This window comes from Rhizorhabdus sp., from assembly GCF_018006725.1.
Taxonomy (GTDB): Bacteria; Pseudomonadota; Alphaproteobacteria; order Sphingomonadales; family Sphingomonadaceae; genus Rhizorhabdus.
This window is the reverse complement of the sequence record NZ_JAGMXV010000032.1, coordinates 1-23,512: the sequence shown is the minus strand read 5'-3', so window position 1 is coordinate 23,512 and position 23,512 is coordinate 1. Positions and strand designations below refer to the sequence as shown.

Annotated in this window: 19 protein-coding genes; 15 read left to right on the top strand and 4 right to left on the bottom strand. The window is 64.7% G+C overall.

The features are described from left to right. Positions 1-55 precede the first annotated feature (55 nt). Both KAY22_RS07140 and KAY22_RS07135 read left to right on the top strand, forming a co-directional pair. A complete protein-coding gene (locus KAY22_RS07140) occupies positions 56-1,207 on the top strand; it encodes a bifunctional 2-C-methyl-D-erythritol 4-phosphate cytidylyltransferase/2-C-methyl-D-erythritol 2,4-cyclodiphosphate synthase (RefSeq protein ID WP_296621636.1) in 1,152 nt (383 codons plus the stop codon). A 13-nt stretch (positions 1,208-1,220) separates the two neighbouring features. Continuing rightward, the gene (locus KAY22_RS07135; RefSeq protein WP_296621634.1) at positions 1,221-1,757 is read left to right on the top strand and encodes a CinA family protein; all 537 of its coding nucleotides are present in this window, start codon (positions 1,221-1,223) and stop codon (positions 1,755-1,757) included. Here the strand turns inward: KAY22_RS07135 and KAY22_RS07130 are convergent. Next, positions 1,694-2,179 (bottom strand): type II toxin-antitoxin system RatA family toxin, encoded by a 486-nt coding sequence (locus KAY22_RS07130; RefSeq protein ID WP_296621632.1) that lies wholly within the window; start codon positions 2,177-2,179, stop codon positions 1,694-1,696. The genes KAY22_RS07135 and KAY22_RS07130 overlap by 64 nt on opposite strands. A 1-nt stretch (position 2,180) precedes the next feature. After that, positions 2,181-3,128, bottom strand: coding sequence for a lipoyl synthase (gene lipA / locus KAY22_RS07125; protein ID WP_296621630.1), 948 nt, complete (start codon positions 3,126-3,128; stop codon positions 2,181-2,183). 66 nt (positions 3,129-3,194) lie between these two features. Between lipA and KAY22_RS07120 the strand changes: the two genes are divergently transcribed. Further along, on the top strand, positions 3,195-3,827 hold the full coding sequence (locus KAY22_RS07120) for a carbonic anhydrase (RefSeq protein WP_296621648.1): 633 nt from the start codon (positions 3,195-3,197) through the stop codon (positions 3,825-3,827). Positions 3,828-3,899: 72 nt separating this feature from the next. Next, positions 3,900-4,307: a hypothetical protein gene (locus KAY22_RS07115; protein WP_296621628.1), complete on the top strand. Its 408-nt coding sequence runs from the start codon at positions 3,900-3,902 to the stop codon at positions 4,305-4,307. Positions 4,308-4,364: 57 nt separating this feature from the next. On the opposite strand, the gene ettA is transcribed toward KAY22_RS07115, so the two are convergent. Continuing rightward, positions 4,365-6,044, bottom strand: coding sequence for an energy-dependent translational throttle protein EttA (gene ettA / locus KAY22_RS07110; RefSeq protein WP_296621626.1), 1,680 nt, complete (start codon positions 6,042-6,044; stop codon positions 4,365-4,367). A gap of 75 nt (positions 6,045-6,119) precedes the next feature. On the opposite strand from ettA, the gene KAY22_RS07105 reads away from it, so the two are divergent. From KAY22_RS07105 to KAY22_RS07095, 3 genes are all read left to right on the top strand, one after another. Beyond that, positions 6,120-7,535, top strand: coding sequence for a M28 family peptidase (locus KAY22_RS07105; RefSeq protein WP_296621624.1), 1,416 nt, complete (start codon positions 6,120-6,122; stop codon positions 7,533-7,535). 110 nt (positions 7,536-7,645) lie between these two features. Next, on the top strand, positions 7,646-8,098 hold the full coding sequence (locus KAY22_RS07100; protein ID WP_296621623.1) for a hypothetical protein: 453 nt from the start codon (positions 7,646-7,648) through the stop codon (positions 8,096-8,098). A 1-nt stretch (position 8,099) separates the two neighbouring features. Continuing rightward, complete coding sequence (locus KAY22_RS07095) at positions 8,100-8,846, top strand: TorF family putative porin (RefSeq protein ID WP_296621621.1); 747 nt, start codon at positions 8,100-8,102, stop codon at positions 8,844-8,846. A gap of 10 nt (positions 8,847-8,856) precedes the next feature. On the opposite strand, the gene rmuC is transcribed toward KAY22_RS07095, so the two are convergent. Continuing rightward, complete coding sequence (gene rmuC, locus KAY22_RS07090; RefSeq protein WP_296621619.1) at positions 8,857-10,173, bottom strand: DNA recombination protein RmuC; 1,317 nt, start codon at positions 10,171-10,173, stop codon at positions 8,857-8,859. Between the two features lie 126 nt (positions 10,174-10,299). On the opposite strand from rmuC, the gene KAY22_RS07085 reads away from it, so the two are divergent. The 8 genes from KAY22_RS07085 to KAY22_RS07050 all read left to right on the top strand — a co-directional run bounded on the left by KAY22_RS07085 (position 10,300) and on the right by KAY22_RS07050 (position 23,503). Then, the gene (locus KAY22_RS07085) at positions 10,300-12,345 is read left to right on the top strand and encodes an adenylate/guanylate cyclase domain-containing protein (RefSeq protein ID WP_296621616.1); all 2,046 of its coding nucleotides are present in this window, start codon (positions 10,300-10,302) and stop codon (positions 12,343-12,345) included. Continuing rightward, entirely contained in the window at positions 12,329-13,075 is a 747-nt protein-coding gene (locus KAY22_RS07080; protein ID WP_296621614.1) for a hypothetical protein, read from the top strand. Before KAY22_RS07085 ends, KAY22_RS07080 begins: the two co-directional genes overlap by 17 nt. Before the next feature lie 145 nt (positions 13,076-13,220). Further along, on the top strand, positions 13,221-14,753 hold the full coding sequence (gene cysS, locus KAY22_RS07075) for a cysteine--tRNA ligase (protein WP_296621611.1): 1,533 nt from the start codon (positions 13,221-13,223) through the stop codon (positions 14,751-14,753). Between the two features lie 125 nt (positions 14,754-14,878). Then, positions 14,879-16,531 carry an acetolactate synthase large subunit gene (locus KAY22_RS07070; protein WP_296621609.1) on the top strand — a complete coding sequence of 551 codons (1,653 nt, stop codon included), beginning with the start codon at positions 14,879-14,881 and terminating at the stop codon, positions 16,529-16,531. A 69-nt stretch (positions 16,532-16,600) separates the two neighbouring features. Next, positions 16,601-18,037 (top strand): aldehyde dehydrogenase family protein, encoded by a 1,437-nt coding sequence (locus KAY22_RS07065; RefSeq protein WP_296621607.1) that lies wholly within the window; start codon positions 16,601-16,603, stop codon positions 18,035-18,037. A gap of 116 nt (positions 18,038-18,153) precedes the next feature. Next, positions 18,154-19,560: a multiheme c-type cytochrome gene (locus KAY22_RS07060; protein ID WP_296621605.1), complete on the top strand. Its 1,407-nt coding sequence runs from the start codon at positions 18,154-18,156 to the stop codon at positions 19,558-19,560. Further along, entirely contained in the window at positions 19,557-21,572 is a 2,016-nt protein-coding gene (locus KAY22_RS07055; protein ID WP_296621602.1) for a heme-binding protein, read from the top strand. The genes KAY22_RS07060 and KAY22_RS07055 overlap by 4 nt, the downstream gene beginning before the upstream one ends. Positions 21,573-21,760: 188 nt before the next feature. After that, positions 21,761-23,503 carry a hypothetical protein gene (locus tag KAY22_RS07050; protein WP_296621646.1) on the top strand — a complete coding sequence of 581 codons (1,743 nt, stop codon included), beginning with the start codon at positions 21,761-21,763 and terminating at the stop codon, positions 23,501-23,503. Positions 23,504-23,512: the final 9 nt, after the last annotated feature.

Here is a 23,512-nt window from a genome sequence, read left to right as displayed (position 1 = left end):
GGGGTAGCAGCCGAACGCTTTACGTTCCGCACGCTGCCCCCTAAAGCGCCGATCGATGAACGGCGCGCCCCGCATAGCTGCCCTGATCGTCGCCGCCGGACGCGGCGCGCGCAGCGGAGGCGACATGCCCAAGCAATATCGGGAAATAGCCGGAAAGCCGGTCCTGTGCCACGCGATCGACGCGCTGCGGGCTCACCCGCGCATCGACCTCGTCCAGGTTGTCATCGGTGAAGACCAGGAATCGCTCTATGCTGCAGCGATCGGCGGCAGATCGCTGCCTCCGCCCGTGACCGGCGGCGCGACACGACGCGACTCCGTGCTCGCCGGCCTTGCCGCCTGCGAGGCAGATATCGTCCTGATCCACGATGCCGCGCGCCCCTTCATTCCCGCTGCCGTGATCGACCGGCTGATCGCTGCGTTCGATGATCATGACGGGGCCGTCGCCGCGCTTCCCGTCGTCGACACGCTGGCGCGGGGCGACGGGCTGCTTGGCGACACGGTATCGCGTGAGGCGCTGTGGCGCATCCAGACACCGCAGGCCTTCCGGCGCGCCGACATCATCGCTGCGCATCGGGCCTGGCCGGTTGACCGCGAGGCGACCGACGATGCCCAGGTCGCGCGCGCGGCGGGGTATCGCATCGCCGTGATCGAGGGGGATCGCACCCTCGAGAAGCTAACCTACGCCGCCGATTTCGATGCTGCGACCAAGAGGGTCACCATGATCAGCCGATCCGCCTCTGGCTTCGATGTTCACGCCTTTGCCGAGGGAGATCGGGTCCATCTCGGCGGCATAGCCATCCCGCACAGCCACGGCCTTGCCGGGCACAGCGATGCCGACGTCGCCCTCCACGCCCTGACCGACGCGCTGCTCGGCACGATCGCCGCAGGCGACATCGGCAACCATTTTCCGCCGAGCGATCCACAATGGAAAGGCGCGGACTCGGAGATTTTTCTCGATCATGCCCGGTCGCTGGTGACCGGGGCTGGTGGGATCATCGACTTCGTCGATCTCACCATCATCTGCGAAGCCCCCAAAGTGGGACCGCACCGCGCTGCCATACAGGCGAACATCGCCCGCATCCTGGGCCTGTCCGAAGCGCAGGTGAGCGTGAAGGCAACCACGACCGAGCGCCTGGGATTCACCGGCCGTAAGGAAGGCATAGCCGCTCAGGCCATCGCTACGATAAGGATGGGCCAGGCCAGATGAACGGAACCGCCGCATGACCGACAAGATCGACAGCCTCCTTCCCCCGGAATTGCTCGCAGCAGCCCGTCGTGTGGTCGACGCGAACCGCGCTGCCGGGCGCCGTATCGCACTGGCCGAGAGCTGCACCGGCGGTCTGGTCGCGGCGGCGATCACCGAGATAGCCGGCTCGTCCGACGTGCTCGGATCGAGCTTCGTCACCTATTCCAACGAAGCCAAGGTGGCCATGCTCGACGTTCCGTTCGAGATGATCGAAACCTTCGGCGCCGTCTCGATCGCAGTCGCCTGGGCAATGGCGCGCGGCGCGCAGGAGCGCAGCGACGCCGACATCGCCGTGGCCATTACCGGAGTCGCGGGCCCCGGTGGCGGCAGCGACAGGAAGCCGGTGGGTACGGTGGTCTTCGGCCGCGCGATCAAAGGCGCCGATCCGGAGGATATCGCCGCCGACAAGCGGCATTTCGGCGATCTCGGACGCGGGGGCGTCCGGCTTCAGGCGGCGCTGTGTGCGCTCGAACTGCTGATGCCGGGAGCCTCGCTGGAAGGCACGCCATAAAGCTTGGCCGCCCGCTCCTCGAACGCGCCGATCATCATGCGCAGCGCACGATCGAACACCTGACCGGCAACCATCTCGAACAGGCGCGACTTGAACTCGAACTCGATCGAGAAGTCGACCAGGGTGCCGCCCTTCCCGTCCGGCGCAAAGGTCCAGTCGTTGCGCAGATATTTGAGCGGCCCGTCGAGATAGTCGACATGGATGCTTTCGGGGCGCTGCTTGGTGACCTTCGAGGTGAACTTTTCACGCAGCGCCTTGAACCCCACCATCAGGTCGGCGACCATCTCCGTTTCGCTGTCCGAGCGAACCCGGACGGCCGACACCCAGGGTAGAAACTGTCCGTAGGACGCAACGTCGGCCACCAGATCGAACATCTGTTCCGGCCGATAGGGTAGCGTCCGGACCTCATGGTGCCTCGGCATATCAGGCCGCCGGAACCGCCTTGCGCGCCAGTTCCGCGTTCCGGGCATCGCGCATCTTCGCGAAATCCTCACCGGCGTGATAGCTGGAGCGGGTCAGCGGCGTTGCCGCCACCAGCAGAAAGCCCTTGGCGCGGGCGATCGCCGCATAGGCGTCGAACGTCTTGGGCGTCACGAACTCCGCTACCTTGGCATGCTTGGGCGTCGGCTGCAGATACTGGCCCATCGTGATGAAATCGATGTCGGCCGAGCGCATGTCGTCCATCACCTGATGAACCTCCAGCCGCTCCTCACCAAGGCCGACCATGATCCCCGACTTGGTGAAGATCGTCGGATCGAGCCGCTTGACCGATTCCAGCAGGCGCAGCGACGCATAATAGCGGGCGCCAGGACGGATCGTCGGGTAGAGCCTCGGGACCGTCTCGAGATTATGGTTGTAGACGTCGGGCCGCGCGCCAACGATCATCTCGATTGCGGCATCCGCCTTGTTGCGGAAATCCGGGGTAAGGATCTCGATCGTGGTCGACGGGGTCGTGCGGCGCAGCGCCTCGATGACCTTGACGAAATGGCGCGCCCCGCCGTCGGGCAGATCGTCGCGGTCGACCGAGGTGACCACGATATGTTCGAGCCCCAGTTCGGCGGCGGCATCGGCGACATGCTGCGGCTCCAGCGGATCGACCGCGCGCGGCATGCCCGTCTTGACGTTGCAGAAGGCGCAGGCCCGGGTGCAGGTGTCGCCCAGAATCATCACAGTGGCGTGCTTCTTCGTCCAGCACTCGCCGATGTTCGGGCAGGCAGCCTCCTCGCACACCGTCGCCAAGTTGAGGCGGCGCATGAGGGATTTGGTGTCGGCAAAAGCCTTCCCCATCGGCGCTTTCACGCGGATCCAGTCCGGTTTGCGCTGCTTGACGACAGCTGGCGTGGGGGCGGAGGCAGGCAGAGGATCGCTCATGCCCGTTCAGATAGGCGATGAGTCGAACACTTGCCAGCCCCCATCACCGCGACTAGTCCAATGGCCATGACCGACTTTACCGGATTGATCGCAGGCTATCGCCGCTTCAAGAACAATGGCTGGACCCAGCAGCGGGAGCGCTGGAGCCAGCTGGCCGAGGGACAAAGCCCGAAGCTGATGGTCATTGCCTGTTCGGACAGCCGGGTCGACCCCACGATCATCTTCGACACCTCGCCCGGCGAGATCTTCGTCGTGCGCAATGTCGCCAACATGGTGCCGCCGTTCGAAACCTCGCCCGGTCATCATGGCGTGTCGGCGGCGCTGGAGTTCGCGGTGACCCAGCTCGAAGTGCCCGAAATCGTTGTCCTGGGCCATCAGAGTTGCGGCGGTTGTGCTGCTGCGCTCAGCCAGCGGTTCAGCGATGCGGAGCCGGGCAAGGGCGGGTTCATCTCGGACTGGGTTTCGCTGCTCGACGAGGCCCGCGAGCGGGTGCTGGAAAAGCATGGTGAAGGCGATGGCGCGCAGCGCGCGATGGAGTTCGAGGCGGTGAAGGTGTCGATCGCCAATTTGCGGACCTTCCCCTTCATTCCCACCCGCGAAAATGCGGGAACGCTGAAGATCCACGGCGCCTATTTCGCCGTGGCGGACGGTATCCTCCATCTGCTCGACGAGAATAGCGGAGAGTTCGCCCCCGCCTGACGGGCCGCAGGAACGGCTATGACGCCGATACGTTTAGCTCCTCAGCATATCGTAATGTTGAGGAGAGTTTTCATGTCCCTGCGTATCCTGCTTGCCACTGCTGCGTTGGCGGCCCTCGTTCCCGCAGTCGGCCATGCGCAACAGACCAGCACCGCCATCGCGGCGACCGCCGAGGTTCCCGAAACCCGGGCGCTCAACAATGGCGTTAACCAGGCGATCGTCGAGACCAAGACCGCCAACGCGGTCGCGATGGCGCAGGCCGATATCAACCAGCAGGAATATGAAGCCGACAAGGCCGCTTATGCCAAGGCGATGCGGCAATATCGCCGCGACGTGGTAGCGACCGATGTGACCTATATCCGCCAGCAGGATGCCTACGCCATGGCGATGCGCGACTGGCGGGCCCAGGTCGTGATGTGCAAGAAAGGCCATCAGCGCGCCTGCAACCTGCCGACGCCCGATCCGCGAAACTATATGTAATCCGGCGTTGTCCGGATGCAGAAAGGGCCGGCCCCATCGGGTCGGCCCTTTTCATGTTCAGCGGGTCAGCTTCTTGTAAGCACCCGAGCCCGGCCGATCGGCGGCGTCGCCGAGGCGGCGTCGCTTGTCTTCCTCGTAGCTCTCGAAATTGCCTTCGAACCACTCGACATGCCCATTGCCCTCGAATGCGAGGATGTGGGTCGCGAGACGATCGAGAAAGAAGCGGTCGTGGCTGATGACCACGGCGCAGCCGGCGAAATTCTCCAGCGCGTCTTCCAACGCGCGGAGCGTTTCGACGTCGAGGTCGTTGGTCGGTTCGTCGAGCAGCAGCACATTGCCGCCCTTGCGGAGCATCTTCGCCATGTGAACGCGGTTGCGTTCACCACCCGAAAGCTGGCCGACCTTCTTCTGCTGGTCGGGGCCCTTGAAGTTGAAGGCGCCGACATAGGCACGGGTCGACATTTCGAACTTGCCGACGGTCATGATGTCATGGCCTTCGGACACTTCCTCCCAGACATTCTTGTTGGGATCGAGCGCGTCGCGGCTCTGATCGACGAAGCCGAGCTTTACGGTCGGGCCGATGTCAATCGAGCCGGCGTCGGGCGTTTCCTGACCCGTGATAAGCCGGAACAGAGTGGTCTTGCCTGCGCCGTTCGGGCCGATGACGCCGACGATTCCGCCCGGCGGCAGCGTGAAGTCCAGCCCCTCGAACAGCTTCTTGTCGCCATAGGACTTGGTCAGGCCCTTTGCCTCGATCACCTTGCCACCGAGACGCTCGGGAGTCTGGATGACGATCTGGGCCTTGCCCGGCGCGCGGTTGTTCTGCTTCTCGACCAGTTCGTCGAACGCGCGGATACGCGCCTTGGACTTGGTCTGGCGCGCCTTCGGGCTCTGCCGGATCCACTCCAGCTCTTCCTTGATCGCCTTCTGGCGGCCGGCGTCCTCGCGCTCTTCCTGCTCCATCCGCTTCGCCTTGGCGTCGAGCCAGGACGAGTAGTTGCCTTCATAGGGAATGCCGCGGCCGCGATCCAGTTCGAGCACCCAGCCGACGACATTGTCGAGGAAGTAGCGGTCGTGGGTGACGAGGATGACGTTGCCCGGATAGTCGACCAAGTGCTGCTCCAGCCAGGCGACGCTTTCGGCGTCGAGGTGGTTGGTCGGTTCGTCGAGCAGCAGGATGTCCGGCTTTTCGAGCAGCAGTCGGCACAAAGCGACGCGGCGCTTCTCACCGCCTGAAAGGCCGGTGACCGGCAGATCGCCGGGCGGGCAGCGCAGCGCTTCCATCGCGATCTCGAGCTGGTTGTCGAGCGTCCAGCCGTCGACGGCGTCGATCTTCTCCTGGAGAACGCCCATTTCCTCCAGGAGCGCGTCGAAATCGGTGTCGTCCTTCGGATCGCCCATTTCGGCCGAGATCGCGTTGAAGCGGTCGATCATGTCCGCGACTTCGCGAACGCCATCCATAACGTTCTGCTTGACCGTCTTGTCCGGATCGAGCTGCGGTTCCTGCGGCAGATAACCGACGCTGACGCCCTCGGCAGCCCAGGCCTCGCCCGAATAATCGGTATCGATGCCCGCCATGACCTTCATCAGGGTCGACTTGCCCGCGCCGTTGACGCCGATGATCGCGATCTTCGTGCCCGGCAGAAACTGCAGGTGGATGTTATTGAACAGCGGCTTGTTGGCGCCGGGGAAGGTCTTGGTCAGACCCTTCATGACGAAACTATATTGCACGGCCATCGGTCGCGGACCTCGTTGGGCTGATCAGTCTGGAAAATGTCGGTCGCCCCTAACCGACGCAGGCCCGATTGGCAAATGCGGACCGGCTCGCTAGCCTCGGTCGCCATGAAGATTCTCCACGGCATCGCGCTGCTTTCCGCCATCGTTCCGTCCCTTCCCGCCTTCGCCCAGTCGCCAGCACCGGTCGAAGATGCCGCCACGTTACGCGATGCGGCCCTGTCCGATTCGCTGGCCTGGGACATCACAGAGCAGCTGACGACCGAGATCGGCCCGCGCCAGGCCGGCAGCGACGCCGAGGCGCGCGCCCGCGATTGGGCCGTCGCCCGGTTGAAGGCGCTCGGCTTCGCCAATGTGCGGGTCGAGACGTTCGAGGTCCCATGGTGGGAGCGCGGAACCGCCAAGGCGTCCGTGGTATCCCCCTACCCCCAGCCACTGATGCTCACCGCGCTCGGCAACAGCGCTGCGACGCCCGCAAAGGGCCTGACCGCCGAAGTGGTCGCCTTCGACAGCCTCGACGCGCTGCGCGCCGCAGCCCCGGCCTCGATCAAGGGGAAGATCGTCTTCGTGACCCACCGCATGGCCGCGACGCAGGACGGCTCCCATTACGGCGTGGTCGGCGCGATCCGCCGGAGCGGCCCCTCGGTCGCCTCGAAATTGGGTGCAGCCGCAATCCTGATCCGGTCGATCGGAACCGACAACCACCGTGCGCCTCACACCGGCTCGCAAAGCTGGGCCGACGGGGCCACGCCGATCCCGGCGCTTGCGCTCGCCAACCCCGACGCCGATCAGCTCGAGCGGATCCTCAAGAGGGGCAAGCGCGTGACGGTCTCACTGGAGGTGACCGCCAGGGCAGCAGGCAAGCGCCAGTCGGGCAATGTCATTGCCGAGGTTCCAGGCCGCGACCTCACTGCCGGCATCGTGCTGATCGGCGGGCATCTCGACAGCTGGGACGAGGGCACCGGCGCGATCGACGACGCCTCGGGCGTCGCTATTACCACCGCTGCAGCGAAGCGGATCATGGATGCCGGCCAGCCCCTGCGGACCATTCGTCTCGTCTGGTTCGGCTCGGAAGAAATCGGCCTGTTCGGCGGGGCCGCCTATCGCGAAGCGCACCGTGGCGAGAAGCATCACGTCATGGCCGAGTCCGACTTCGGCGCCGACCGTGTGTGGCGCTACCAGACGTCCGTCGCGCCGGAAGCGCTGCCGTCGATGAGGCGGCTGGGCGCGGCGCTCGCACCGCTCGGCATCGTCGCCGGGGGGAAGAATGGCGACGCTTCGGGTTCGGACATTTCGGAGATCCAGAAGCTCGGCATTCCCGTCATCGAACTCGGTCAGGACGGAACGCGCTATTTCGATCTGCACCACACCGCCGACGACACGCTGGACAAGGTCGACCCGGCCCAGCTGCGCCAGAATGTGGCGGCGTGGACCGCGATGCTGTCGGTCGTCGCCAATGATCCGGCTGATTACGGGCCCGTACCGCCCCGCTGAGCGACCGTCCAAAGGGAAAATTGTTGCGGCGGGGCAAAGGGCGGGAAACAATCGCTCCATAGCTCGGACCCTGCGATCGCGAAAAATGCGACGCACGCAGGAGAAAAACCATGTCCATGATCATTGCACTGGGGATGATGGCCTTGTCCCCTCCCGCCGCCGACGCCGCGCACCACCACGCCACGACGATCGAACATCGCGGCGTGCCCATGAATGTCAGCTACCGCGCTTCGGTCGACCTTGCGACCAAACCGATGGGCGTGACGCCCCCGACACGTGGCGGCACCGGTCGCTGTGCCTGGGTCGCGACAATCGCCGTCGAACGTCAGATGGCGTCCGGGGGAGCGACTGGCAACGGTCTGACCCGCGTCGTCTCCACCGACTATAAGATCAAGGGCAGCCGCGCCGGCAGCTGCATGACCAGCCGTAAGGCGATCGAACAGGAAGTCGCCGCGCGCGACGCCGAAATCCGCTCGCATGTCCTGGCCGTAGCCGAGCGTGACAAGAGCACGCTCTTGGCAGAGCTTGAAGCCGCTGCGCGCGTCAGCGCCGGCGCCAGCTGATATGGGCCGGGGTCGGATCCTGCTTCTCGGCGGACTGCTCGCCGGTAGCCTCGCTGCCAGCTGCTCGGCAGAAGGGCTCGATCCGACCCTCTCCCTATCGGCGTCGACGGACGAACGGAGGCGCGGACTGAGCTGGAGCGATGGCGATCCGAGCGTTACGGCGCGAGGAACGCTCAGCCCCCATGATGGATTCAGCCTGAGCGCAGCCGGAACCAGCCTTAGCCGCAGCGCCCGCCATGGCGGGGCGACCTTGCTGGTCGACGGCAGTCTCGGTTACCGCCGCAGCGTCGGCGCCGTCGATCTCGATGCGCAACTGACCTATCACGGTTTCACTGGCGCATCCGGGCTCGATTATATCGAAGTCGGCGGCGGTGCATCCACCCTGATCGGTCCGGTCCAGCTGGAGGGCTTCGTCCTCTACGCGCCGAAGCAGGACGCGATCGGCGGAGACAACCTCTATGTCGCCGGAGCAGCCTCGCTTGCGGTCGTCGGTACGCCGTTCAATCTGCGGGCGCAGTTAGGGCGGTCTAGCGGCAGCATCGATGATCCGGTCCGATCGCAGCGCCTTAGACCGCGCGGTCGCTATTGGGACGCTTCGCTCCGTCTGGATCATGTGCGTGGCCCGTTGCGCCTTTCACTCGGCTACAGCGACAGTTTCGGCTTCGCGCGCCCCGCCCTGCCCGGTCCGCTGGGCCGCGACATGGGCGCGCGGGTGGTAGCGTCGGTGGGATTCGATCTGGGCCGCTGAGCCCGCCGGATCATTGCGGTCCGGCGAGCAAATCCAGAGAACCTTCGCCGGCCCTCGTCTCGACCGCCGGCAATTCCTCGATATCCTTGTCGCCCGTCTCGATATTGAGGTCGCGAAACTTGCGCCCGGTGACGAGCACCCGCCCCTCGAAGCTGGCGACGAATTTATTGTAGTTCTCGACCGCGCTGTTGAGCCCGCCGCCGACGCGGCGCAGATGCTGGGCGGCCGTATAAAGGCGCTCATGCATCTCCTTGCCGAGCCGACCGATCGCGCGGGCCTCTTCCGCCATCTTCTCCTGCCGCCAGACACTGGCGATGGTGCGTGCCAGAGCGACCAGGTTAATCGGCGTGGCGATCAGGACGCGCCGCTGATGCGCCCAGTCCCATAGCTCGGGGTCCTGCTCCATCGCAGCCGACAGAAAATGCTCGCCCGGAATATACATCACGACATAATCTGCCGCCTCGCCGAAACGATCCCAATAGCTTTTCTGACCCAATTGGCTCGCATGGGTCCGCAGCGCCGCAGCATGGGCCTTGAGCGAGGCCGTGCGCGCAACCTCGTCGACCTGCTCGGCCGCGTCCATATAGGCGTTGAACGAGCATTTGGCGTCGATGATCAGCTTGCGCCCGCCCGGCAGCCGCACGACGACGTCGGGACGCAAGCGGCCATCCTCGGTATCGACCGAAACCTCGGTCGCGAAATCGGCATAGGGTGACAGGCCCGACTGTTCGAGGACGTTGCGCAACGACTGCTCACCCCAGCGGCCGCGCGCCTTGGGGCTGGCGCGCAGGGCATTGACCAGCTTCGCCGCCTCGTCGCGGACCTGTCCCTGCCCCACCCGCACCTGCTCGACCGCCTCACGCAGCCCGGCATAGCTGTCGACCCGTTCCTTTTCGACGCGCTGGAGCCCTTCCTCATAGCGCTTGAGGGTCGACTCGACCGGGTTGAGCAAAGCCTTGAGCTGCGCCTCGCTCTTCTCCCCCGCCTGATGAAAGCGCTGATCTGCGCGTTCCAGGAACTGCCGCTGGGCCTGATCGAGCAGGCGGCCGCCCACCTCGGCGAACTGCGCCGAAAGCTGTTCGCGGGCCTCCTTCAGCTGGGCGATCTGCGCCTCGAACGCCTCGGTCCTGGCTGCCTTCTCAGCAGAAAGCGCGGCGCACTCCCGCTCCGACCGCGCCAGCGCCTCGCGCGAAGCATCGAGCTCGCGCCGCAGGGTCGCCAGATCCCCTGCCTGACCGGCCGCCATCCGGCCGCGCACGATCCAGCCCAAGGCGAGACCGAGCAACAGGAACAGCGGAACGGCAATCAGCACGGCAGTCGACGACATGAAAAAACCCTCGGAACAGAAGGCGAACTTTGCAGCCGGGTCTCCGATAATGCAAGCGCAACTGCGCTCTTCCCATTGCCGCCGCAGGGGCTAATATCGTGCTGGGGATATAACGGGGGTCATTGCATGGCTGAACAAGGCCGGAAGGCGTCGCTTGGCGCGCGTATCGGGGCATTCTGGCCGACGGCGCGCAAGACGCTGCGACAGATCGGGACGACGCGCCTGATCGTGACGGCCATCTTCCTCGTGCTTGGCCTGATGTTTGCGCGCTACAGCTGGAACATCATGCTGGCCCGCGACGCCGAACGCGCATTGTACGATGTCCGCGCGCTGCTCGCCGCGCCGCATGTCGAAACCGACCAGCGCATCGTCATGGTGACCTTCAACGAGGAAACGCTGCGGCTGACCGGGCGGCGGTCCCCGCTCGACCGGGCGATGCTCGCCAACGCTCTCGTCCAGCTCGACAAGATGAAGCCCAAGGCGATCGGCATCGATATTTTGATCGACCAGCCGACCCCGGAGGACCAGATCCTGATCGACGGCTTCCGCACGATGAAGACGCCGACCTATCTCGGGCTTGCGACGAACAAGAGCAACCCGGCCTTCATGACCTATGACCAGGAGGTCTTCCTTCGCGACTTCCAGAAGCAGACGGCACCCGGCAATGTTCACTTCACCAGCATCCGGCTGGAGGCCGATCAGGATGGCGTGATGCGCAGCTGGCCCGGACAGCCTGCCGATCTGCCGCCGTTGATGGCCAACTCGCTGACCCAAGGCTATCCCGCATATCGCAGCCATCAGGGCTCGATCCGCTACCGGCTGCCGGTCAATTACGAGCGTCCGGTGTTCGACAAGCTGCCGGTCGAATTGATCGCCAACCCCGACTTGCTCGAAGCGTTCCGCCCGCAGATCGAGGGCCGCTACGTCCTGATTGGCGGCAACATCCCCGACGTCGACCAGTTCACCACGCCCGCTTCGCGCATGAAGGATCCGCAGACAGGCCGCGTTGGCGAGACGACGATCGGCCTCGAAATCCATGCCACACTGCTCGGTCAGATGCTCGACGGCTTCATGTTCAAGCCGATCCCGCAATGGGGCTTGTGGCTGATCGCAATCGGCGTGGTCCTGCTCGGAGCGCTGACGGCGATGGGCAATCTGCGCCTGTGGAAGCTGGCGTTGCTCCTGATCGTGCAGGCCGGCGCCGTCGTCGCCCTGCCCTTCTTCTGGCAGTTCCATGGCATCGACACGCAGGGTCTGCCGGTGTTCGGCTGGCTGCTCGGCTGGATCTTCTCCTTTTCGGCAGTCGGCACGGCAGCGCGCGGCATCGGTTCGGAGCAGCGCAACTTCGCCCAGTCGGCGCTCGGCAAATATCTTCCGGGCGATATCGCCAAGGATATCATGAAGAATCCCGAGCGGCTCCAACTGCACGGCGAGAAGCGTGAAATCTATGCGCTGTTCAGCGATCTGGAGGGTTTCACCAAGCTCAGCCACCAGATCGAGCCGGAAATGGTCGCCTTCCTGCTCAACAAATATCTCGACGTACTGTCGGAGACCGTCCTCCAGCATGGCGGCACGATCGACAAATTCGTCGGCGACGCGATCGTGGCCTTCTGGGGCGCGCCGATCAGCCGGCCCGACGACTGCGAGCGCGCGGTGCGCTGCGCGGTCGCCATGTACGAGGCGGGCGAGCAGTTCCGCCGCGAGGCGCCCGAGGGCGTCCCCCCGATCGGCGTAACCCGCGTCGGCGTTCATTTCGGCGAGGCGATCGTCGGCAATTTCGGGGGCGAGGGCCGCATCCAGTACACCGCACTGGGCGACTCGATGAACACCGCGTCGCGTCTAGAGGGCGCCAACAAATATCTCAAGACCAAGACGCTCGTCAGCGACACCGTCGTCGAACGCTCGACTCTGAAGACCTTCCGTCCCGTCGGCCGCATCACCGTGTCCGGCCGCTCCACCCCGATGGAGGTTTTCGAGCCGGTGCTCGATTATTCCGAAACGGCTGTGCAACAGTTCACAGACATCTTCCGTAGATTCGATACAGGGGATGAAAGTGCGCTGGCAGATTTCGAGGCGCTGGCCGAACAGAATCCCGAGGATAAGGCGCTCAGAAATCTGATAGAGCGTCTTCGTGAGGTAGGACCAGGAGGGTATAGTGCTCTGGACAAATAATCGCCGGTCGCAGGCTGCTGTTGCGGCAATCATGGGTGTGATGCTGGCGGGTACCGCCGCCGCCGCGCCTCTCGTCGTCCGTTCGTCGGGCCCCTCGGCCAAGGCCTATCCGGCCGGCAAGGCGCTCGCAGACAATGCGAAGCTCACCCTGAAGGCCGGCGACACGATCGTCCTGCTGGACGGCAAGGGCACGCGCACCCTGTCCGGCCCGGGCACGTTCAGCGCCAGCGCGTCGACCGTCGCAGCGGCAAGCACCGGCTCTACCCTCAACGCCCTCGTCTCGGGCGGCGGCGAGAAACGGGCCCGGATCGGAGCCGTGCGCAGCGCCAGCGGCATCGACAAGGGCGGCAAGGTGCCCAACCCCTGGTATGTCGACGTGACGCGCAGCTCCAACATGTGCATCGCTGATCCCGCGAACGTCACGCTGTGGCGTCCGGATGCCAGCAAGGCGACCACCCTCACCCTCACCGGTCCGGGCGGCAATACCACTGTCGATCTGGCGGCGGGTCAGGCGATGACAAGCTGGCCGGCGGCCGCCGCGATCAGCAATGGCAGCCAGTATAAGCTCAGCTGGGAGGGCGCGAAGGCGCCGACCAACGTCAAGTTCGTCGTCGTCCGCCCTGCCACCGCTGACATGACCGGCATCGCCCAGTCGTTGATCGAGGGCGGTTGCAAGGAACAGCTCGACCTCGTCATCGAAGCCGCGTCGGGCAACGCTTCACACGGCTGATCGCGGTCGGACGCTTTCGAAGAGGCCGGGGCGCTTTGCTCCGGCCTTTTTCGTGTCCGGCGCCCGGGATGCGCAGCAAGCCTGTGGATTGCGCTCCGGGGGATGCTTGATCTAGAGCCGCGCCAGACCTCCTGCTGGATTTGACATGACGCACCCCGCTCCGCTCGGCGCCCCCCTCTCCCTATTCGACAGCCTCAGCCGCTCGATGCGGGTGTTCGAGCCGATCGACCCGACGATGGTGCGGCTCTACAGCTGCGGACCCACGGTCTACAACTTCGCCCATCTCGGCAATCTGCGCGCCTATGTCTTCACCGACACGCTGCGCCGGACGCTCAACTGGAAGGGCTGGCCGGTCAACCACGTCATCAACATCACCGACGTGGGCCATCTGACATCGGACGCCGATGAAGGCGACGACAAGATGGAAGCAGCGGCGCGCAAGGCCGCCAAGACCATCTGGGAAGTCGCGGCCTTCTATACCGATGCCTTCAAGGCCGATCTCGCGGCGCTCAACATCACGTCGCCGACGATCTGGAGCGTCGCGACCGACCATATCCAGGACATGATCGACTTCGCCCGCGTGATCGAGCGCGGCGGCGCAACCTATGAATTGCCGAGCGGGCTCTATTTCGACACCTCGAAGGTCGCCGATTATGGCCGACTGGCCGGCAGCCGCGGACCGGAAACGGTGGGCCGGATCGCCGAGGTCGAGGGTAAGCGCAACGCTGCGGACTTCGCCTTATGGCGCCGCTCGACCGAGGGCGAACGACGCCAGATGGAATGGATGTCGCCCTGGGGACCGGGCGCACCCGGCTGGCATCTCGAATGCTCGGTGATGAGCATGAAATATCTCGGGCGGCAGTTCGACATCCACACCGGCGGCATCGATCATCGCGAGATTCACCATTGCAACGAGATCGCGCAGAACCAGGCCTTCACCTGCAGCGACGCCTCGGGCGCCAATTTCTGGATGCACAATAATTTCCTGGTCGACCGGGGCGGCAAGATGTCGAAGTCGAAAGGCGGCTTTGCGACGCTCGCCAGCGTCACGACCAAGGGCGTGCACCCCCTCGCCTATCGGCTGCTCTGCCTGTCGGCCCATTACCGTTCCGAACTCGAATTTTCGCCGGAGGCCTTGTCCGCAGCGCTGACACGGCTCGGCCGCCTGATCCTCGCTGCCGAGGCGCTCAGGGAGACGGCCGGAACGCCGGATTGGCTGCGCGTCGTCGAGGAGACCGGCGCGACCAAGGGTGCGCCCTTCGCCTATCAGCGCGCGACCGTGGAACAGGGCCTTGGCACCAAGGCGCTCGATCTGCTTGCCAGGTTCGACGAGGCCTTGTCCGCCGACCTGATGGTGCCGCAAGCCCTGCCGCTGCTCGAAACGGCCCTGACCGAGAAGAGCATCCCGGCAGAAGAGCGGCTACGCCTCGTCGCCAGCATGGACCTTGCCCTCGGTCTCGACCTGCTGCGTGCGCGCCGCATCGACCTGCGCATCAAGCCGGATGGTGCAACGATCGACGAAGAAGAGATCGAACGCCTTCTCGATCAGCGACAGTCGGCCCGCGCTGCCAAGGATTATGCGGAGTCCGACCGCTTGCGCGATCTGCTTGCCGAGCGCGGCGTAGTGGCGATGGACGGCGCTGGCGCGATGCGCTGGGACTGGCGGATCGAGCTGTAGAATTCCGTTGCGGAATCAAAAGCTCGGCTGGGTCAAAAAGAGCCTGTTCGACGTCGTGGAAATGCAATAGCAATTCCCCATTCTCTGGTCGCAGCAGGGGCGCGACACGCGAGAGGGGGCAGATTATGGCGACAAAGGCATCCGATCTCTTCATCCAATGCCTGGAAGAAGAGGGTTGTGAGTATATCTTCGGCGTACCCGGCGAAGAAAATCTCGACATGCTCGACAGCCTGTCCCGCTCGAAGAAGATCAAGCTGATCCTCACCCGTCACGAACAGGGTGCCGGCTTCATGGCGGCAACCTATGGCCGACACACCGGCAAGACCGGGGTCTGCATGGCGACGCTCGGGCCGGGTGCCACCAACTTCGTCACGGCGGCCGCCTATGCCCAGCTCGGCGGCATGCCGATCCTGATGGTGACCGGCCAGAAGCCGATCAAGAAGTCCAAGCAGGGGCGCTTCCAGATTCTCGAAGTCGTCGAGATGATGAAGCCGATCACCAAGTTCACCCACCAGCTCGCCTCGGCCGACAATATCCCGAGCCGCATTCGCGAGGCCTATCGCCTGGCTGAAGAGGAAAAGCCGGGCGCGACCCATATCGAGTTTCCCGAGGACATTGCCGACGAGCATACCGATTCCCGCCCGCTGAAGGCGTCGCTCGCGCGTCGCCCGGAGGCCGAAGACAAGGCGGTCCGTGCCGCGGTGAAGATGATCGAAGACGCCAAGTCGCCGATCCTCGTCATCGGTGCCGGCGGCAACCGCAAGCAGACCGGGCGAATGCTCCTCCAGTTCATCGAGAAGACCGGTATCCCCTTCGTCACCACCCAGCTCGGCAAGGGCGTGATCGACGAATGCAATCCGAAATTCCTCGGCTGCGCGGCGCTGTCGGCCGGCGACTTCGTCCACCGTTCGATCGAGCATGCCGATCTGATCATCAATGTCGGCCATGACGTTATCGAAAAGCCGCCCTTTTTCATGCAGAATGGCGGCACCCCGGTGATCCACGTCAGCTCGAAGACGGCCGAGGTCGACCCGGTCTATTTCCCGCAGGTCGAGGTGATCGGCGACATCGCCAACGCCATCTGGAAGATGCAGAAGGACATCGTGCCCTCGGGCCGCTGGAACTTCGATTTCATGCTCAAGGCTCGCAAGGCCGAGGTGGCGCACACCGAGTCGCTCGAAGGCGACACGCGCTTCCCGATCTTCCCGCCGCATCTGGTACGCGAAGTGCGCAAGGCGATGCCCGCCGACGGCATCATCTGCCTCGACAATGGCGTCTACAAGATCTGGTTCGCGCGCAACTATCCGGCGCGCCAGCAGAACACCGTGCTGCTCGACAATGCGCTCGCGACGATGGGCGCGGGCCTGCCGTCGGCGATGGCATCGGCGATGGTCTATCCCGACCGCAAGATCATGGCGATCTGTGGCGATGGCGGCTTCATGATGAACAGCCAGGAGATGGAAACCGCGGTCCGCCTCGGTCTGAACCTGACTGTGCTGATCCTGAACGACAGCAGCTATGGCATGATCCGCTGGAAGCAGGCGAATATGGGCTTCCAGGACTGGGGCCTGACCTACAACAATCCGGATTTCGTCAAATATGCCGAAGCCTATGGTGCCAAGGGCCACCGCGTCGAGAGCGCCGAGCATCTGACGCAGCTGCTCAAGGAATGCCTCGATACGCCGGGCGTCCACCTGATCGATTGCCCGGTCGATTATTCGGAGAACGACCAGATCCTGAACAAGGATATCAAGACGCTGAGCAAGCAGGTTTCCTGACGGCAAGCCTCGCTCTCGCCGCTGTCGACGGGCGGGGCGCCCCATGAAATTTACGGACGGATGACTGCGATGAAGCTCAAGGACACCTACCCCCTGTACCTCGCGAACGAGGCACAGAAGCCGAACACCGACCTGAAGGTGACCGACAAGTTCACCGGCGAGGTCGCGACACGGGTTGCGCTCGCCGATGCCAAGACGATCGACGCGGCGATCGGCTGGACGGTCAAGGCGGCCGAACCGATGGCGAAGATGGCCAGCTATGAGCGGCAGGCGGTGTTGCAGCACTGCGTCGATCGCTTCACCGAGCGAAAGGACGAACTGGCCTACGCCTTGTGCATCGAGGCCGGCAAGCCGATCAACGACTCGCGCGGCGAGGTCGGGCGCCTGATCGACACCTTCCGGATCGCGGCCGAGGAATCGGTCCGTATGACCGGCGAAGTGCAACCACTCGACATCAGCCCACGTGCCAAGGGCTATCAGGGGATCTGGAAGCGCGTGCCGATCGGCCCCTGCTCGTTCATATCGCCTTTCAACTTCCCGCTGAACCTGGCCGCGCACAAGGTCGCACCCGCCATCGCAGTCGGCTGCCCCTTCGTCATGAAGCCGGCGAGCCGCACGCCGCTTGGCGCGATCATCATGGGCGAAGTGCTGGCGGAGACCGATCTGCCCAAGGGCGCCTTCTCGATCCTGCCCGCCTCGCGCGACGGTGCCGACCTGTTCACGACCGACGATCGCCTGAAGCTGCTCTCCTTCACCGGCTCGCCCGATGTGGGCTGGGATCTGAAGGCGCGCGCCGGCAAGAAGAAGGTTGTTCTCGAACTGGGCGGCAATGCGGCCGTCGTGATCGATGCCGATGCGGATCTGGACGATGCGGTGGCGCGCGTGGTGTTCGGCGCCTTCTACCAGTCGGGCCAGTCGTGCATCGGCGTGCAGCGCATCCTGGTCCACGACGCGGTCTATGACGCGTTCAAGGACAAGCTGGTCGCCAAGACGAAGACGCTGATCGCCGGCAACCCGCACGACGAGAAGACTTTTGTCGGGCCGATGATCGACGTGAAGGAGGCAGAGCGCCTCGACAACTGGGTCCAGGAGGCAACCGCCAGGGGCGCGACGCTGCTCTGTGGCGGCGGCCGCGACGGAGCGATGCTGGAGGCGACCCTACTCGAGGGCGTGTCGCCGGATACCAAGCTCAACCGCGAGGAAGCCTTCGGTCCCGTCGCTTTCCTGATCCGCTTCAGCGAATGGAAGGAAGCGCTCGACATCGTCAACGACTCGAAGTTCGGGCTTCAGGCCGGCATCTTCACCCGTGACATCTTCAAGATCCTCGACGCCTGGGACGATCTCGATGTGGGCGGCGTCGTGGTCAATGACGTGCCGAGCTATCGCGTGGACAATATGCCTTATGGCGGGGTCAAGGATTCGGGCCTGGGCCGCGAGGGCATACGCTTCGCGATGGAGGACATGACCGAGATCCGGAACCTCGTCATCCGGCGGCGTCCGCACTGACAAGCGTTTGAATGATTGCACTTTGAGCGCGAAAGAGAGATACGTCACGGCATCGTGATCGCCCAGGGGCAAGTGGTGGCGTAACGAAGGGGCATCGGCAGGTAGGGAGCGCCGAATTGGGGGGTAAAGTCGCGAGCAGACTGTCCGTCGTCTGCGGACTGGTCGTGGCGGGTATACTCGCCGTAACGGCGCTTGCCTTCGGCATCAGCGGCGCAGCCGAACGCGCCGTTGCCGCCTCGGCGTCGCCCACCTCCGCCGCCATGCATATGGGAGTCGCATCCTGTTCAGGATCGACCTGCCATGGGCGCAGCGAACCCACCGGCAAGGTCGTCCGACAGGACGAAATCCTGATCTGGCAGGCGAGTTCGAGCAGCACGGGCGCGCACAGCCGCGCCTTCGCGGTCCTCGCCTCGCCCCGTGGTCAGGCGATCGCCGCGAAGATGGGCATCGGCCCTGCCACCTCTGCCGCCGAATGCCTCGGCTGTCATGCCGATCCGGCCCCCGCCGGCGCGCGCGGCCCCCGCTGGCAGGTCAGCGACGGCGTCGGCTGCGAAGGATGCCATGGCGCCTCGCAAAACTGGCTGGCGAGCCATTATGCGGTCGGCCAGACCCATGCCACCAATGTCTCCAAGGGCCTCTACCCGCTCGATCAACCCCGGGCGCGCGCCGAAAAATGCCTCGACTGCCACCTCGGCAGCGATCGGCCCGGCCAGTTCGTCTCGCACCGGATCATGGCGGCCGGCCATCCGCGCGTGTCGTTCGAAGTCGACCTCTTCTCAGCGCTTCAGCAGCATCATGACGAGGATGCCGACTATATCCGCCGCAAGCCGCGCATGGACAATATCCAGCTCTGGGCGGTCGGGCAGGCTTCTGCGGTGAGCCGGATCACCAGCCTGTTCGCCAATCCGCGCCTGGGCAGCGACGGCGTCTTCCCCGAAATCTACTTCTTCGACTGCCACAGCTGTCACCGGCAGATCGTAGATGGGCCGGCCGGTAAGGCGAACTGGGTCGCCAATCCCGGCCGTCCGATCCCATCGGGGATGCCGCCGTTCAACGACGAAAACATGATCATGCTGTCGGCGGCATCGAAGGTGCTGTCGCCGGGCGCAGCGGGTAAGTTCGACGCCGCTTCGCGCAGCTTCCATGCGGCGCTCGCCAGGGACCGCGCAAGCGCTGTGTCGGCGGCCCGCACGCTCGGCAGCGCGGCCTCAGCGCTGGCCGACAGCCTGTCGCGCAGCCCGGTAAGTTCGGCGCAGACCTTCGCGATCGTCGACGCCATTGCCGGCGACACCGTTGCGCCGCGCTTTACCGACTATGAGGGCTCCGCCCAGGCGGTCATGGCCCTCGACACGCTGCTCAACGGCCTCGTTCGGCAGGGCCATGTCAGCGAAGCCCGAGCCAAGTCCGCGCGCGGCGCGATCGACCGCGCCTATAAGGCTGTCGGCAACAGCAATAGCTACAAGCCTGCCGAATTCCGTTCGGCCCTCGGCCAGGCGGCGGCTGCGATCAGGGCGCTCAAATGATGTTTCGTTCGCGTTCGGTCGCCGCTCTCACCAGCCTCGCCTTCGTTCTCGCCTCGTGCGGAGGTGGCGGTAGTGGGGGAAGCACGCCTACCCCGACGCCGACGCCCACCCCTACGGAAAACCGCCTCTATGCTGCGCCGGTTCAGGAATCTCTGACGGCAGCCGATGTCCAGAAGGTTCTGGCCCAAGCGGTTGAGGAAGCCCTCGCCCGCAACAAGCCCTCGGTGATCGCCGTCACCGACAGAGTGGGCAATGTACTCGCCGTCTATCAGATGACCGGCGCGCCGACCGTGTTCATGGCCAAGACGACGCATCGCGTCGTGACGCCGACCGACGTCGAAGGTCTTGTCATAAACGGCTCGCCCGCTGCCAATCCCCTGGCCGCCGGCGCGATCGCCAAAGCGATCACCGGCGCCTATCTGTCCTCGTCGGGCAACGCCTTCTCGACCCGAACCGCGAGTTTCATCGTCCAGGAGCATTTCCCGCCAGGCAACAACCAGCTGGCCGCCGGTCCGCTGTTCGGCGTGCAGTTCAGCCAGCTTCCCTGTTCGGACTTCGCAAGCCGCTACAAGGCGGCGGGCGGCGCTGCCGCGTCGATCGGCCCGAAGCGGTCACCGCTGGGTCTGGCCGCCGACCCGGGCGGCTTCCCGCTCTACAAGAATGGCGTCGTGGTGGGCGGTATCGGCGTGATGTCCGACGGGCTCTATGGCTATGACCCCAATGTCGACGATATCGACACCGATGACGATGAGTATATTGCGACGGCAGGCACCATCGGCTTCGAGGCGCCAGAGGCCATTCGCGCCAACAATATCCAGGCGGTGGTACAGCTTCGCTACAGCGATGCCTCGACTCCCAACCTCAGGTCGAACCCCAGCACGGCGCGCGCCTTCTCCGCCTTCGCCGGGACCGCGACAGGGTCGCTCATATCCATCCCCGGCTATTATGCGCAGGGCACCACTCCGACGGTGCTGGCCGGCGTGGCCTATGGGTCCGAAGCGTCGGGCTATCGTCCGGCTACGGCATCCGAGCGGAGCGCCGGCTCCACGCTAGACAATGTCGACGCCTATATCCTGACCGACGGATCGGGCAGCAACCGCTATCCCATAAGAGGCGGGACCGATGCTGCGGAAGTGTCGAGCCCGCTGACGGCGGCCGAGGTCAAGGCGGTTCTCGAGGAAGCCTTCAAGGTGATGAGCCGCGCCCGCGCGCAGATCCGCAAGCCTCTCGACAGCCGCGCGCAGGTCACAATCTCCCTCGTCGACACGCGCGGTACGATATTGGCGATGGCACGATCGCCAGACGCCCCGGTATTCGGCACCGATGTTTCGCTGCAGAAAGCGCGCACCGCCGCCTTCTTCTCCGGCTCGCACGCGGCCCCCGATCTGCTCGGCAATCCCAGCACCGACGTTCAGTCCTTCGTCCAGAAGGTACGGACCTTCCTGAACGATCCGCAGGCCCTGACCGGCAAGAACGCCTTTGCCGATCGTTCGGGCGGCAATCTGTCGCGTCCCTTCTTTCCGGACGGCGAAGTCGATCGACCCAATGGTCCGCTCTCGCGCCCTCTGAACCAGTGGAGCCCGTTCTCGACCGGCCTACAGAGCGCACTGATCTTCACCAATCTGGCGCAGCATCTCGGCTTCGTGCTCGGCGCTTCGCCAGACGATACGCGGCAGCGTTGCACCTTCGCACCCGATGTCCCCGGAACGGCGCAGAACCGCCTCCAGAACGGCATTCAGATCTTCCCCGGTTCGGTTCCCATCTATCGCGGCAACACGCTGGTCGGCGCGATCGGGGTGTCGGGTGACGGTATCGACCAGGACGACATGATCTCCTTCCTGGGGCTCCACAATGGCGGCGCGCGCATCGGCACGATCGGCAACGCGCCCAAGGACATCCGGGCGGACCAGATCGTCGTGGCGATCGGGGCCGGCGTGCGGCTGCGCTATGTGAACTGTCCGTTCGCGCCGTTCCTCGATACGTCCGATCAGGACGTCTGCGGCGGCAAGTGATGGCAGCAGCACTCTCCACCCTGCTCTTGCAAGCGGCTGCGCTGGCCTCCGCCGCCCCCGAAAGCGGCGGTACGATGCCGGCTGCTCCAGCCAGCGAGGGCATGACCGAGGGGCCTGCTGACGACAGCCTGCTCGCCACGCCTTCTGTCGTTGCACCGGGAACGCCGGGCGCCTCTGCCGGCGAGCCGATGATCGACGGCCGCCGCCGGCCGGGCTATGTCGAAACGCTGCCGCCTGCAGTGAAGCAGGACAATGTCGGCGCCGTGGCGGCCCCGCCCCCCGAGGCGTTTCCGATCGATCAGTTCCCGGTCCCCGACCGCTGGCGTCTGGTGAAGGCCCTATGCCCGGACAAGAATTTCGTCGGGCTGCAGGCGACCTGCCACTCGCCCTTCGATCCCTATCATCAGAATGGCCTGAAGGGCGATCGCCCCGTCCAGATCGACAAGAAGCCCTTTTTTCTGCCGATCACCGGCGACGACTGGTTCTTCGGCCTCAACGGCGTGTCCGACACGGTCGTCGAGCCGCGTTCCTTCCCGACGCCCGTGGCGGACCAGACAAGTTCCTATCCCGGTGCGATCGATACATTCGGGCGGCAGAAAAGCCTTGTCCTGGCGCAGACATTCATCCTGGGCGCAGGCCTGACCAAGGGGTCGACCGCCTATAAGCCGCCGGACATCGAATATCGCATCGCGCTCGCCTATCAGGTCAATTACGTCAACGTCGAGGAACGCCGCGTCCTCCACGTCGAATCCTCTCGCCCGTCGCACCGCACCGACAGTTTCCTCGGGTTGCAGGAATTGTTCGTCGACAAGCATCTGGGCAACCGGTCGGACCGCTTCGACTTCGACTCGCTGCGCATCGGCATCCAGCCGTTCAATTTCGATTTCCGGGGTTTCCTGTTCCAGGACAACCAGTTGGGGGTCCGCCTGTTCGGCAACCGCGACAATAATCGCTACCAGTATAATGTCGCGCTGCTGTGGCGGCTCGAGAAGGACACGAACAGTGGCCTGAACGACATCACCCGGCGCCCTCGGAAGGATTATGTCTTCCACGGCAATCTGTTCGTACAGGATTTCCCCATCCCGGGCCTGACATCGCTCGCGTCGTTCACTGCGAACTGGAATCGCGACCGTCGGCGCGTGACCGACCATAACGGTTTTCCGACCCGCCCCGCCCTGCTCGGCGACCAGCGTCCCCGCGACTATGACGTCTATTATGTCGGCTACAGCCTCGACGGCCGCGTAAAGCGCTTCAACCTGTCGAGCAGCGTCTATGGCGCTTTCGGCAAGGACCGGAACAGCTTTTTCACCTCGCGCCCGGCCAAGATCCGCTCGCTCTTCGCCGCGGCCGAACTCAGCTACGATCTCGACTGGATCCGGATCCGCGGCTCGGGCCTCTACACCTCGGGCGATGGCGATCCGAAGGACAACACCGAGAACGGCTTCTCGGCGATCTTCGAAAATCCGATCTTCGCGGGTGCCGATACCAGCTACTGGATCCGGCAGGCCGTCCCCTTCGCCGGCGGCGGCGTCAACGTGTCGATCTCGCCGCGCAACGGCATCATCAATGACCTGCGCACGACCAAGGAAGAAGGCCAGTCCAACTTCAACAATCCGGGCACGATGCTGCTCGGCGTCGGCGCGGACTTCGATCTCGCGCCGCAGCTGCGCCTGTCGGCCAATCTCAACCGCCTGTGGTTCGAGAACACCGCCACGCTGCGTGAGCTGCGCAATGAAGGCAGCATTCCGAAGTCGATCGGTTGGGACCTGTCGGGTGCGCTGATCTGGCGTCCCTCGATGATCCAGAACGTAGTTTTCCGCCTGTCCGGCGCGGTGCTCAACCCGTCCAAGGGATTTGCCGATCTGTTTACCAATTCACGCGGAGACAACCGATATTATTCGGTGCTGTTCAACGCGATCCTGACCTACTGAGGGCGTACA